Origin of the sequence: Streptomyces sp. NBC_01428 (assembly GCF_036231965.1) — a bacterium.
Taxonomy (GTDB): domain Bacteria; phylum Actinomycetota; class Actinomycetes; order Streptomycetales; family Streptomycetaceae; genus Streptomyces.
Window position 1 is genome coordinate 6650963 of record NZ_CP109499.1, and the last position, 13082, is coordinate 6664044.

Here is a 13082-nt window from a genome sequence, read left to right on the forward strand (position 1 = left end):
CCGGAACCGTATACCCCCCAGGGGTATTCCCTCCCGCGTGTCTCAGTTGTCGCGCAGCTTCTTCAGCCGTTCGACGTCCGCCGCGTGCCCCTCCTTGCCTCCCGGCGTCTCGATGATCAGCGGGACGCCCTCGGTGGCGGGGTGGGTCATCAGGGCGCGGAAGGGGTCCTCGCCGATGTGCCCGGAGCCGATGTTCTCGTGCCGGTCCTTGTGCGCTCCGACGACGTCCTTGGAGTCGTTGGCGTGGATCAGCTTGAGCCGGCCCTCGCCGACGGTGTCGACCAGCAGGTCGAGGGTCTGGTGCATACCGGTCGGGCCGGTCAGGTCGTGGCCGGCCGCGAAGATGTGGCAGGTGTCCAGGCAGACGCCCAGCTTCGGGTGGGCGTCGAGGGCCTCGAAGTACGGTCCGAAGTCCCAGGTGCGCGAGCAGAGGGAGGCGCCCTGGCCCGCGGTCGACTCCAGCAGGAGGAACGGGTCGTCGTCGTGGGTCAGTTCGTCGAGCAGCGGCAGCAGATGGGTCCGTACCTGCCGGAGGGCGACGGACCGTTCCCGGCCGCCGGTGGCGCTCCCGGTGTGCACGACGACGCCGAGGGCGCCGATCTCCCGGCCGCGGCGCAGCGAGTGCCGCAGCGACTCCACCGACTTCTCGACCGTGGCCTCGGTGTGCGAACCGAAGTTGATCAGGTACGGCGCGTGGACGTAGGCGGGGATCGACGCGGCGGCGCAGGCGGCGCGGAACTCCTCGTCCTGCTTCGGGTTCCCGACGGGGGTCGCCCAGCCGCGCGGGTTGGCGACGAAGACCTGAACGGTCTCGGCCGCGAGGTCGCGCGCGTAGGACAGGCCGACGGAGCTGAGGCCGCCGGCCACCGGGACGTGGCCGCCGACGGGGTTGCGGAGCTGCTTGCTGGTCACGCCCATCAGGGTGTCACGCGCCGTCGGCCGTCCCGCGGGCGGTCCTCGGGCACCCCCGACGCCACCGCTCCGTGAGCCGCGGGCGCTCGTGGCTCAGCGGATCTGGATCGTGACGGTCGAGCCCTTGGGCGCGGTGTCGCCGCCGTCCACGGACTGTTTCTTGACCGTGTCGCCGAAGAGTCCCAGGAGGCCGCGGTCCTCGTCGACCTCGAATCCGGCGTCCTTCAGCTTCTGCGTCGCGTCGTTCACGCTGTCGCCCACGACGTCGGGGACCTCGATCATCTCGGGCCCCTTGGAGACCGTCAGCGTCACCGTGTCGCCGGTGGCGGCCTCGTGCTCCGGGTTCGGCGACTGCTGGGCGACCTGGCCCTTGTCGAACTCGGAGTTGACCTGCTGCGTGGCGATCTTCACCTTCAGGCCGGCGTCCTCCAGCTCCGCCCTGGCGTCCTCGACGGACGAGCCGGTGACGTCGGGCACCTCCACCGGGCTGCCCTTGCTGACCACGAGCGCGATCGCCGAACCGGCGTGCCGCGAGGTGCCCGTGTCCGGGTCCGTGCTGATCACGGAACCCCGGGGGACGTCCTCACTGAAATCCCGGGTGACCATGCCCGCGGCGAGCCCGGCGTCCTTGAGCTGAGCCCGCGCCTTGGCCAGCGCGACGCCCGACAGATCGGGCACCTTCACCGTCTTCGGCCCGTCCGACACGGTCAGCGTCACCGCGTCGTTGTCACGGATCCGCTCACCGACCCCGGGGTCGGTGCTGATGACGCTGCCCCGCTTCACGGTGTCGCTGTAGGCGTGCTCGACCCGCTTGACGTCCAGCCCGGCGTCCTTGAGATGGTCCCTGGCCTGCCCCTCGGTCTGCGTCAGGACGGGCGGGACCTTCGTGAACTGGCCGGAGTTGATGTACCAGACACCGGCGCCCAGGCCGAGCACCAGCACGAGGGCGGCGACGACGAACAGCATGCCCCGCCGCGGACGCGTGCGTGCAGGCCGCGAGGGTGCCTCGGGCGGGGCCTGGAGGTAGCCGGTGCTCTCGAACCGGCTGGTCCGGTTGACGCCGTGGCCCTCGTCCTCGTTCACCGGCAGCGGGCGCTGCATGGACAGCGAGCGCGGGATCACGCTCGTACGGTCGTGGGCGTTGTCGTGGCCCACGGCGAGCGCGCCCGGCGGTACGGCGTCGAGCTGGTCGGCGGTGAGGGCGGCGCGCGCTTCGAGGACCCGCCCCAGCAGCGCCACGGCGTCGGCCGGGCGCACCTCCGGATTGCGGGCGGTGGAGGTGGTGACCAGCTCGTCCAGCTCGTACGCCATCCCCGGTACCCGGGCCGACGGCGGCGGCACGTCCGCGTTGAGGTGCTGGTAGAAGACCTGGGCGGGGGAGTCCCCGGTGTGCGGCTTGGCGCCGGTGAGCATCTCGTGGAGGACGATCCCGCAGGCGTAGACGTCGACGCGGGGGTCGGCGGTGCCGTGCTCGATCTGCTCCGGTGCCAGGTACGAGACGGTGCCGAGGACGGCGCCCGTCGTGCTCGTCACCGTGTCGATCCCGCGCACCAGACCGAAGTCCGCGACCTTGACCCGGCCGTCGTCCCCTATCAGGACGTTCTCCGGCTTCATGTCGCGGTGCACGAACCCGGCGCGGTGCGCGGCGCCGAGCGCGGCGAGTACCGGTTCCAGGATGTCGAGCGCGGCCCTCGGCTGGAGCGCGCCGCGGTCGCGCAGCACGTCCCGCAGGGTGCAGCCGGCGATGTACTCCATCGCCAGGTAGACGTACGACCCGTCGGTCCCCTGGTCGAAGACCTGCACCACGTTGGGGTGCGCCAGCCGGGCCACCGACTTGGCCTCGCGGATGAACCGGTCGACGAACGAACCGTCCATGGCCAGCGCCGGGTGCATCACCTTGAGCGCGACCACGCGGTCGAGGCGGATGTCCAGGGCCCGGTAGACCGTGGCCATCCCGCCGACCGCGATGCGCGCGTCGACGCGGTAGCGGCCGTCGAGCACGTGTCCGACAAGGGGGTCCTGAAGGGTCGTATCCACGCAGGTGAGTCTACGAGCCACCACCGGCGGACCGCCCCGTTCGGCCGATACCGGGGCATGACTGCGACCGACCTGTGACGCGCACCGCGCGCACCGGGACCCCGCTCTCGCACAGGCGTCCGGCCCGCGCGTGTCCGCTCCGGCGGGCCCGTGACCCGCCGCGCCGAGGCACACATCACATGGTGCGCACCGGGCGGCGTCCCCGCCGAGGGAGCGGGTGCGCGCATGTCCCGGAGGTCAGAACGCGGGACGCTCCGGGTCCAGGGCCGCCATGCCGTCGGTGGGGGAGGACGCCGAGGCGAAGTGCCGGCGCGGGATGCGGCCGGCCCGCCGCGCCAGGCGTCCGCCCTCCACCGCGTGCCGCATGGCCTCGGCCATCAGCACCGGCTCCTGCGCGCGGGTCACCGCCGAGGCGAGCATCACCCCAGCGCAGCCCAGTTCCATCGCGAGCGCCGCGTCCGACGCCGTACCGGCCCCGGCGTCCAGGATCACCGGCACGCGCGCGTGCTCGACGATCAGCTGGAAGTTGTGCGGGTTGCGGATGCCGAGCCCCGACCCGATGGGCGAGCCGAGCGGCATGACCGCGGCGCAGCCGACGTCCTCCAGTTTGCGCGCGAGGACCGGGTCGTCGTTCGTGTACGGCAGCACGGTGAAGCCGTCGTCGACCAGCGTCTCCGCCGCGTCCAGCAGCTCCACCGGATCGGGCAGCAGGGTGCGCTCGTCGGCGATGACCTCCAGCTTGACCAGGTCGGTGCCGAGCGCCTCGCGCGCGAGGCGGGCCGTCAGGACGGCCTCGCCCGCGGTGTAGCAGCCGGCCGTGTTCGGCAGGACCCGGATGCCGAGGCGGTCGAGCACCGACAGGACCGAGCCGTGCACGGAGGCGTCCACGCGCCGCATCGCGACCGTCGTCAGCTCCGTGCCGGACGCCACGAGGGAGCGCTCCAGGACGTCGAGGCTGGGCGCCCCGCCGGTGCCCATGATCAGCCGGGAGCCGTAGGTCGTGCCCCCGAGGACGAAGGGGTCGTCGGCCATGGTTCAGCCTCCTTGTACGGCGGTGAGGACCTCGACGCGGTCGCCCTCGGCCAGCGCGGTGGACGACCACTGCCCGCGCGGGACGACGGTCTCGTTCAGGGCGGCCGCCACCCCCGACGGTGCCGGCGTGAGCGTCGCGACGAGGGTGTCGAGAGCGGTTCCGGCGGTGATCCGCCGCCGCTCTCCGTTGACGACGATGTTCATGCGGGCTGCTCCGTGAAGGCGGTGGCGGCGAAGCGCCGCGGGCTGAAGGGGCGGGCTTCGTCGGGGAGTTCGCCGGTGGTCAGGACGTGCGCCATGGCGTCACCGGTGACCGGCGTGAGGAGCACCCCGTTGCGGAAGTGCCCGGTGGCCAGCAGCAGCCCGTCCAGCGCGGTCGGGCCGAGCAGCGGCGCGTTGTCGGGGGAGCCGGGGCGCAGTCCCGCGCGGGTCTCGGTGAGCGGCAGCTCGGTGATCCCGGGCACCAGCTCGTGGGCGTCGCGCAGCAGCTCGTACACGCCGCCCGCCGTCACCGTGGTGTCCCAGCCGAGCTCCTCGCTGGTCGCGCCCACGACGAGTTCGCCGTTCTCGCGCGGCACCAGGTACAGGTGGCCGCCGCGCACCACGGCCCGCACGGTGCGGTTCAGGAACGGCGCGTACCGCTGCGGCACGGTCAGCCGCAGCACCTGCCCCTTCACCGGGCGCACCGGCGGCAGGACGTCGTCGGGGACACCGGCCAGCTGCCCGCTGAGACTGCCCCCGGCCAGCACCACCTGGCCGGCGCCGCGTTCGGTGCCGTCCGAGGTGACCACTCCGGCGGCCCGGTCACGGACGACCGTCAGACGTTCCGCCCAGGTCCGGTGGATGCTCACCCCGGCCCGCTCGCAGGCCGTGAGCAGGGCCGCCGCGAGGCGTCGCGGGTCGATCTGGTGGTCGCCGTCGACCCGCAGGCCGCCGCGCACCCCGGGGGCGAGCATCGGTTCGAGGCGACGGCACTCCCGGCCGGTCAGCCACTCCGAGTCGAGCCCCGAACGGCTCTGCAGCGCGTGCAGTTCCCGCAGGTGGGCGCGGTCGTCGGCGTCCAGCGCGACGGCCAGCGTGCCGCACCGGCGATAGCCCAGGTCCTGGCCGGTCGCCTCGGTGAGTTCGGCGGCGAAGTCCGGATAGCGGCGCGCGGAGGCGAGGTTGAGGCCGAGCAGGGTCTCCTCGCCGTAGTGCAGCTCGGTGACGGCCGCGAGCATCCCCGCCGCGACCTGAGCGGCCCCGCCACCCGGCTCGGGGTCGACGAGCGCGGTGGTGAACCCGCGCTGCGCGGCCCGCCAGGCCGTGACCAGACCGATGATCCCGCCCCCGATGACGAGGACGTCGGACGAACGTGCAGGCGACATGGGCGTCCAGCCCCTCCCTTCGCCGGCATGACCCGGATCAGGTTCGTACGGTCGGAGGCCGCCCAGCCTCCCTCTCAGCCCGTTGCGTACGGGCTCCCGCGAGTGCTTTACGGTGGCCACCCTAGCCCGCCCTCCCCCGACTCGGTAAGGGAGCCTCCGCCCATGGCACGCTCGCTCGACGGCCTCGTCCTCGCCCCGGTCGCCGACCAGGCACCGGGCCAGGTGGGCACCCGCACCCGCTTCGCCTACCGGGAGCAGGACGGCACGGTCTGGGCCGACTACACGGGCGGCGACGTCGTCCGCGGACACCTCGTCGGGACCCGCGAGGGCGACCGCCTCGACTTCCGCTACGTCCAGCTCAAGACCGACGGCACCACCTCGTCCGGGCACTGCGTGTCGCTGGTGACCGAACTGTCCGACGGCCGGGTGCGGCTGGTGGAGACCTGGGCCTGGGAGTCGCAGGCCGGGTCGGGCACCAGCGTCGTCGAAGAGGTCCCGGAGACGGCCGCTGTGCAGCAGATCACCGAGCACGTCCGCTGACTGACGAATTGTCAGGTGTCTATGGTGATCAGGTGAGCGAGCAGACGCAGGCGAAGGCGCAGGGGTCCCCCGCACGGCGGGTCGTCGTGGTGGGCGCGGGCATGGCCGGGGTGCAGACGGCGGTCGCCCTGCGCGAACAGGGCTTCACGGGAACCGTCACGCTGATCGGCGCGGAGCCCCATCAGCCGTACGACCGGCCACCGCTGTCCAAGGCCGTCCTGCTCGGCAAGGCCGAGGGCTCCGCCTTCGACGTCGACTTCGAGGCCCTCGACATCGACCTGCGGCTCGGCCTGGAGGCCCTCGGCGTGCGCGCCGGGGACCATGAACTCGACACGGCCGGCGGACCCGTCCCGTACGACGTCCTGGTCGTCGCCACCGGCGCCGAACCGATCCGGCTTCCCGGCGCCGAGGGCGTGCCGGGGGTGCATCTGCTGCGCACGCTGGACGACGCCGACCGGCTGCGGCCGGTCCTGCTCCAGCAGCACGACATCGTGGTCGTCGGCGCCGGCTGGATCGGCGCCGAGTTCGCCACCGCCGCCCGCGAGGCCGGCTGCGCGGTCACGGTCGTCGAGGCCGCCGACCGGCCGCTCGCCGCCGCGCTGCCCGCCGAGGTGGCCGCGCCGATGGCCGCCTGGTACGCGGACAGCGGCGCCACGCTGCGCACGCACACGCGCGTGGAGCGCGTCGAGCCCGGCGCCGTGGTCCTGGACGACGGTTCCCGGGTGCCGGCCGGCGCCGTGGTCGTCGGCATCGGGGCGCGGCCCGCGACCGGGTGGATCGCCGCCTCCGGCATCACGCTCGGCGCCGACCGGGAGATCCTCGCCGACGACCACCTGCGCACCTCGCTGCCGGACGTCTACGCCGTCGGGGACTGCGCCTCCTTCCCGTCGGGGCGCTACGAGGACCGCCTCCTCGTCCACCACTGGGACAACGCGCTCCAGGGACCCCGAACCGTCGCCGCGAACATCGTCGGCGAGACGCCCGCCGCCTACGACCCGGTGCCGTACTTCTGGTCCGAGCAGTTCGGCCGCTTCGTGCAGTACGTCGGCCACCACACCCCCGACGACACCCTGGTGTGGCGCGGCGACCCCTCGGGCACCGCCTGGTCGGTGTGCTGGCTCCGCGAGACACGCCTGGTCGCCCTCCTGGCGGTGGGCCGCCCGAGGGATCTCGCGCAGGGCCGCCGGCTCATCGAGGCGGGCGCCCGCATGGATCCGCTGCTGCTCGCGGACCCGTCGAGGCCGCTGAAGACCGCCACGGTCTAGGGCCGGGACACGGGCCGTCGCCCCAGGTCGGACGCCCTCGGCTTCCGACTGTCGGTCCGGGATGGCAGGCTTGTCCCGTGACCGAGATTGACGCAAAGATCGATGCTCTCGTCCCCGCCTGGCTCACCCTCCCCGACATCGCCGAACAGTTCGGCGTCGAGGTGACCCGCGTCCGGCAGCTGGTCAAGGACGGCCAGCTGATCGCCGTACGCCGTGGTGAGAACCGCGCGCTGCACGTCCCCGCCGCCTTCATCGACGTGGACGAGCAGAAGGTCGTCAAGGGCCTGTCCGGCACCCTGACGCTCCTGAGGGACGACGGCTTCTCCGACGAAGAGGCCCTCGAATGGCTCTTCACCCCCGACGCGACCCTGCCCGGTACCCCCGCGCAGGCTCTGAGCGAGAATCGCGGCACGGAGGTGAAGCGCCGCGCCCAGGCGCTCGCCGTCTGACCTGAAACGAGACAGTCCGGCGCGGGGAGAGCGCGGCGGCCCGGGACGAACCCGGCCGTCATGCCTCCCCGCGCACCGACCCCGGGGGATCCACGCATGCCCGCAGCAGCCGCCACTTCCGCCCGCGCCCGGCTCGCCGACGCCCGCGTCTACCTCTGCACCGACGCCCGCAGGCGCCAGGGAGACCTCGCCGACTTCCTCGACACGGTCCTCGCGAGCGGGGTCGACATCGTGCAGCTGCGCGACAAGGGCATGGAGGCCGCGGAGGAGCTGGAGCACCTCCGGATCCTCGCGGACGCGTGCGCCCGCCACGGCAAGCTCCTCGCGGTCAACGACCGGGCCGACGTGGCACACGCCGTCGGCGCCGACGTGCTGCACCTGGGCCAGGGCGACCTGCCGGTCCCCGCGGCCCGCGCCATCCTCGGCGACGAGGTGCTGATCGGCCGCTCCACGCACTCCGGCGCGGAGGCCGAGGCCGCCGCCGTCCAGGACGGCGTGGACTACTTCTGCACCGGCCCCTGCTGGCCCACCCCCACCAAGCCCGGCCGGCACGCACCCGGCCTCGACCTGGTCCGGCACACCGCCGCCCTCGGCACCGACCGCCCCTGGTTCGCGATCGGCGGCATCGACCTCGGCCGCCTCGACGAGGTGCTCGAAGCGGGCGCCCGCCGCGTCGTCGTCGTCCGTGCGATCACCGAGGCGGACGACCCGGGCGCCGCGGCGTCCGAGTTCGCGAAGCGGCTGCGCCAGGCATGACCCCGAGGGGCGGAGCCCCAGCGGCCCCGGGGTCGTCGCGGCCGGGAACGGACGCCCCCGCAGGCCGAGACCAGCCCCCTTGTCCGAGGGGTGGACAAGAAACCGGCAGATGGGACAAATGGCAGCGGTTCGGTTGGGGGAGAGGCACCCTCTGACTAACCTGCGAGTATGGCCCTCGGATCTGCTTCCACCAGGACTGATCGCGCACGCACCGTGCGCGACATGCTCGCGACCGGCAAACAGACATGCTCGTTCGAGTTCTCCGCGCCCAAGACCCCGAAGGGTGAGCGGAACCTGTGGAACGCCCTGCGACGGGTCGAGGCCGTGGCGCCCGACTTCGTCTCGGTGACCTACGGGGCAGGCGGCTCCACCCGGGCCGGCACGGTCAAGGAGACCGAGCAGATCGTGCTCGACACGACGCTCACCCCGGTCGCCCACCTGACCGCCGTCAACCACTCGGTCGCGGAACTGCGCAACATCATCGGGCAGTACGCGGACGCGGGCATCCGCAACATGCTGGCCGTGCGCGGCGACCCGCCGGGCGACCCCATGGGCGACTGGGTGCCGCACCCCAAAGGCCTGACCTACGCCGCCGAACTGGTGCGCCTCATCAAGGAGTCGGGCGATTTCTGCGTCGGGGTGGCGGCCTTCCCCGAGATGCACCCGCGCTCCACGGAATGGGACCTGGACGTCTCCCACTTCGTCGACAAGTGCCGCGCCGGCGCCGACTACGCGATCACCCAGATGTTCTTCCAGCCCGAGTCCTACCTGCGGCTGCGCGACCGCGTGGCCGAGGCCGGCTGCGACACCCCGGTCATCCCCGAGATCATGCCGGTGACGAGCGTGCGGATGCTGGAGCGGCTGCCGCAGCTCTCGAACGCCTCGCTCCCGGACGCCCTGAAAGAGCGCATCCTCACAGTCAAAGACGATCCGGCGGCTGTACGCTCCATTGGCATCGAGTTCGCGACGGAGTTCTGTGCGAGGCTGTTGGCCGAGGGAGTCCCCGGACTGCACTTCATCACGCTGAACAACTCCACGGCGACGCTGGAAATCTACGAGAATCTGGGCCTGCACCACCCACAGCAGGCCTAGACCGGTCGCACCCGCGTACGACAGACTGCGTGCGGCCACTGGGAGAGGGGCGTACATGGGCTTGACGGTCCTCTATCTTGCATTCGGCATCGTCGCGCTGTGGCTGCTCGGCGAGGTGCTGTTGCAGTACAAGGCGCGCCTGCGGTTCCGGCTGCTCGCCTTCGTCGGCTTCCTCGGTGTCGTCCTCGGCGTCCTGATGCACTCCGTCGTGGTCATCGGTCTGGGCGCGATCGCGTTCACCGTCGGCCAGACGTACGTGACGCTCTCCTTCCGCAAGGGCTTTGCCCAGGGCTGGGCCATCAACGGCCGCTCCGCGCAGGAGAAGCCCGCCAAGCCCAGCAAGCGTCGCCGCGGCGAGCCGGACCTCGCGGACCCGCCGCCGGAGGTCTCCGACCTCGAATCGACCGGTGGGCGGTCCTACGCCCACGAGGACCCGTACCCCGGCGAGGACGACGTCTTCACGCCCGCCCAGTCCGACCGGTTCATGCCCCCGGGTGCCGAGCCCACGGCCGCCGAGTCCACCGCGGTCTACGAGCCGCAGCCCCTGCCCGAGGACACCGGCTCCTACGGCGTCTACGACGCCAACGCCTACGCGGCCGCCGCCGACCAGTCCTACACCGGTGCCTCCCAGGACCAGCAGGCGTACGCGCCGACGGCCCAGTCCCAGGACCAGCAGGCCTACGCGTACGACGGCTACACCGGCTACGACCAGCAGCAGTACGGCTACGACAACGGCCAGCAGCAGTACGCCGCCTACTCCGACCCGTACATCGGCACGCAGACGTACTCCGGCGCCTCGTACGACACCACGGGCTACGGCGACCAGCAGCAGTACCCGCAGCAGGGCTACGGCCAGGACCAGTACGGCAACGGCACGTACGGCGGTGAGACCCCGGCCGGTGGTGTCTGGGTGCCGCAGCAGCGCAACACCGACGAGTCCTACGGCGGCGAACTCCCGCCCGAGCAGCAGCAGTACCCCTACCAGGGCAACGGCGGCGGCAACGGCAACACCGGGTACGACGAGCAGTACCGGTACTGACCGGCGCACCGCGCGCGAAGGCCCGTACGGACGCCGGCCCCGACCGGGGTCCCGGCGGCTCCGGTCACTGCGAGCCCTGGAAGTCCGGTCCCTCCACGATCAGTCCCGCCACCAGGGCGCCCGACATGCCCGCGTGCGGCAGACCGCCGCCGGGATGTGCCCACCCCCCTGCCGTGAACAGCCCCGGCAGCCGCGTGCTGTTCGACGGGTGCAGGAGCAGCCCGTCCGCCGCGGCGAGGGCCGGGGCGGGAACCGCGCCCCCCGTGGCACCGGTCGCCCGGGCCACATCGGCGGGTGTCCGGACCTCGTGCCACAACAGCCGGTCCCGCAGGCCCGGCAGGGCCCGCCCGGCGGTGTCGAGAACCCGCTCCACGTCCGCCTCGCGGACCGGAGCGCCCGAGGCCACCGTGACGGTCAGCGTGACCGCCTCGTGGCCGCTGTCGGGCACCAGCGCCGGATCGTCGGGCCGCGAGACCACGACGGTCGGCGCCACCGGGGGACCCGGGCGCTCGCCGAAGATCGCCTCCAACTCCCCGTCCCTGTCGGCCGTGTGGACCACCGTCCGGTGCGCCGTTCCCTCGGGACGACCGCCGCGCAGCGCCAGCAGGACGGTCAGCCGGCTCGCACCCCCGGATCGCGCCGGCACGTCGTCGCCGTTCCGGATCACCGTGCCGTGCAGCAGACCTTCGAGGACCCCGGGGGCCACACCGGCGACCACGAAGTCCGCCTCCTCGAACGTGCCCGTGCCCGGGCCGGAAGCACCGGCGCCGTCCGGGGACACCTCCACGCCGACGGCCCGGCCGTCCTTCTCGACGATCCGCCCGACCGGTGTCCCGAACCGGAACTCGACCCTGCGGGCCACGCACCGCTCGTACACCGCGCGCGCCAACTCCCGGACACCGCCGCGCACATACCAGGTGCCGAAGGCGTGCTCCATGTACGGCAGCACCGCGGCGCTCGCGGGCGTGACGCGCGGGTCGAGCCCGTACGCCAGGGCGTGGCTCTCCAGGAGGGCCGCCAGACGGGCGTCGCGCAGCTCCCAGGCGGCGACCTCGGCGAGCGTGCCGGCCCGGCGGGTGCGCAGCAGCTTCTTGTGCGGCACCGACGGATACGGGTCGCGCTCGGCCAGCACCGGCCAATTGGGCCACAGGGGCTCCTCCAGGAGCGGTCTGCGCGCGCGGTCCCACGCCTCGCGGGCCCGCACCAGGAAGTCGCCCCACCGCGCGCCGACGCCCGCGCCGAGCGCTTCGTCCAGCGCCGAGAGCACCCCCGCGCGCGATGCGTTCGGGAGGGACACCCGGGTGCCGTCGGCGAAGACGTGGTGCGCCGACGGATCGACCTGCACCAGGCCGACGGACTCCTCCAACGGCTGCCGGCCCGTCTTGACGAACAGATCGCGGTAGACCGCGGGCAGTGTCAGCAGGGCGGGGCCCGTGTCGAAGGCGAAGCCGTCGCGCTCGAAGCGGCCCACGGCGCCGCCGTAGGTCTCCGCCCGCTCGTACACCACCACCCGGTGGCCCGCGACGGCCAGCCGGGCGGCGGCCGCCATCGCGCCCATCCCGGCGCCGATCACCGCAATCCGTCCCATGCCGGCGACTTTATCGGCCGCCACCGACAGCCCTCTCCAGGAGGTCAGTCCCGGTGGACGGGCCCGGTCCTGTCGGGTGGCTGCCCGACCCGTTCCGCGAGCCGTCTCTCCTCCCGGCGCTGCGCCCTGCGGCGCATGAACCGCCGGATGCGCGAGACGAGGAAGTAGACCACCACGAGGCCGCTGAACAGCAGAACCGCGGCGATGATCGCCGCCGCCTCCGGATGGAACATGGCGAACGTGAGGATGCCCGCGACCCCGAGATCCTCGGCGGTGCTCATCACGAAGTTGCTGAACGGCTCGGGCGAGGTGTTGATCGCCATCCGGGTCCCGGCCTTGACCGTATGGCTCGCCAGCGCCGTGGAACCGCCGAGCACCCCCGCCCACAGGTCGGAGACGGAACCGCTCTGTCCGGCGAGCAGCGCCCCGACCCAGGCGCCCGCGGCGGGCCGGACCACGGTGTGCACGGAGTCCCAGACCGAGTCGACGTACGGGATCTTGTCCGCGACCGCCTCGAAGAGGAACAGCACGCCGACGGTGATCAGGATCTCGGGGCGCTGGAGCGTCTCCGGGACCTCGTCGGTCAGCCCGGTCGCGCCGAAGATGCCGAGGAGCAGCACCACCGCGTACGCGTTGATGCCGCTGGCCCAGCCGCTGGTGAAGACCAGGGGGAGTACGGACACGGACGCGATCGTAGCCACTCGGCGGGCGCACGTCCTGGGCATCCGTGCGCAGGCCTGAGTATCCGTACCCAGACGTCGATATGAGTAGGCGTACGGATGGGTTCCGACCTGCGGGAACGAGAGAGTGGAGGCACGGAGGGGGCGCGGCTCCGGTACCGCCGACACGGGGCGGCGGAACGGAACACGCGCCCTTGGCCGCTCCTTCCGCCGGCAGGCTCGGCGGGAGTGAGGCACGGGGGAGCCCGGAGGACGACCGAACGGGGTCTCGTCGGGGAACGCACGGGGGAGCACGACGGAGGCGCCGGTTCGCAGGGCCCGCGGG

Annotated in this window: 13 protein-coding genes and 1 riboswitch; of the genes, 6 read left to right on the forward strand and 7 right to left on the reverse strand. The window is 72.9% G+C overall.

From position 1 onward, the window contains the following. Positions 1–42: 42 nt before the first annotated feature. The 5 genes from OG406_RS28765 to thiO all read right to left on the reverse strand — a co-directional run bounded on the left by OG406_RS28765 (position 43) and on the right by thiO (position 5348). Positions 43–918, reverse strand: a complete 876-nt coding sequence (locus OG406_RS28765) for a deoxyribonuclease IV (protein ID WP_329188524.1) — start codon at positions 916–918, stop codon at positions 43–45. 87 nt (positions 919–1005) lie between these two features. After that, positions 1006–2949, reverse strand: a complete 1944-nt coding sequence (gene pknB, locus OG406_RS28770; RefSeq protein WP_329188525.1) for a Stk1 family PASTA domain-containing Ser/Thr kinase — start codon at positions 2947–2949, stop codon at positions 1006–1008. Positions 2950–3186: 237 nt separating this feature from the next. After that, entirely contained in the window at positions 3187–3981 is a 795-nt protein-coding gene (locus OG406_RS28775) for a thiazole synthase (protein ID WP_164373959.1), read from the reverse strand. 3 nt (positions 3982–3984) lie between these two features. Further along, the gene (thiS, locus tag OG406_RS28780) at positions 3985–4185 is read right to left on the reverse strand and encodes a sulfur carrier protein ThiS (RefSeq protein WP_164373960.1); all 201 of its coding nucleotides are present in this window, start codon (positions 4183–4185) and stop codon (positions 3985–3987) included. Further along, complete coding sequence (gene thiO / locus OG406_RS28785; protein WP_329188527.1) at positions 4182–5348, reverse strand: glycine oxidase ThiO; 1167 nt, start codon at positions 5346–5348, stop codon at positions 4182–4184. The genes thiS and thiO overlap by 4 nt, the downstream gene beginning before the upstream one ends. Next, positions 5346–5458, reverse strand: a riboswitch (TPP riboswitch). (Overlaps the previous gene by 3 nt.) Before the next feature lie 52 nt (positions 5459–5510). Here thiO and OG406_RS28790 point away from each other — a divergent pair. From OG406_RS28790 to OG406_RS28815, 6 genes are all read left to right on the forward strand, one after another. Beyond that, positions 5511–5888, forward strand: a complete 378-nt coding sequence (locus OG406_RS28790; protein WP_329188528.1) for a hypothetical protein — start codon at positions 5511–5513, stop codon at positions 5886–5888. 32 nt (positions 5889–5920) lie between these two features. Then, positions 5921–7153, forward strand: a complete 1233-nt coding sequence (locus OG406_RS28795) for an NAD(P)/FAD-dependent oxidoreductase (RefSeq protein ID WP_266613033.1) — start codon at positions 5921–5923, stop codon at positions 7151–7153. 77 nt (positions 7154–7230) lie between these two features. Continuing rightward, on the forward strand, positions 7231–7602 hold the full coding sequence (locus tag OG406_RS28800) for an Rv2175c family DNA-binding protein (RefSeq protein ID WP_081216756.1): 372 nt from the start codon (positions 7231–7233) through the stop codon (positions 7600–7602). Between the two features lie 96 nt (positions 7603–7698). Continuing rightward, positions 7699–8358, forward strand: a complete 660-nt coding sequence (gene thiE / locus OG406_RS28805; RefSeq protein WP_329188530.1) for a thiamine phosphate synthase — start codon at positions 7699–7701, stop codon at positions 8356–8358. Between the two features lie 168 nt (positions 8359–8526). Further along, positions 8527–9450 (forward strand): methylenetetrahydrofolate reductase [NAD(P)H], encoded by a 924-nt coding sequence (metF, locus tag OG406_RS28810; protein WP_081216754.1) that lies wholly within the window; start codon positions 8527–8529, stop codon positions 9448–9450. 55 nt (positions 9451–9505) lie between these two features. Continuing rightward, entirely contained in the window at positions 9506–10489 is a 984-nt protein-coding gene (locus tag OG406_RS28815; protein ID WP_164373965.1) for an SCO2102 family sporulation regulator, read from the forward strand. A 64-nt stretch (positions 10490–10553) separates the two neighbouring features. Here the strand turns inward: OG406_RS28815 and OG406_RS28820 are convergent, their stop codons facing one another. Together OG406_RS28820 and OG406_RS28825 are read right to left on the reverse strand one after the other, a co-directional pair. Continuing rightward, positions 10554–12077: a phytoene desaturase family protein gene (locus tag OG406_RS28820; protein WP_329188531.1), complete on the reverse strand. Its 1524-nt coding sequence runs from the start codon at positions 12075–12077 to the stop codon at positions 10554–10556. Positions 12078–12121: 44 nt separating this feature from the next. Beyond that, positions 12122–12760, reverse strand: a complete 639-nt coding sequence (locus OG406_RS28825) for a DUF4126 domain-containing protein (RefSeq protein WP_081221506.1) — start codon at positions 12758–12760, stop codon at positions 12122–12124. Between the last annotated feature and the right edge of the window lie 322 nt (positions 12761–13082).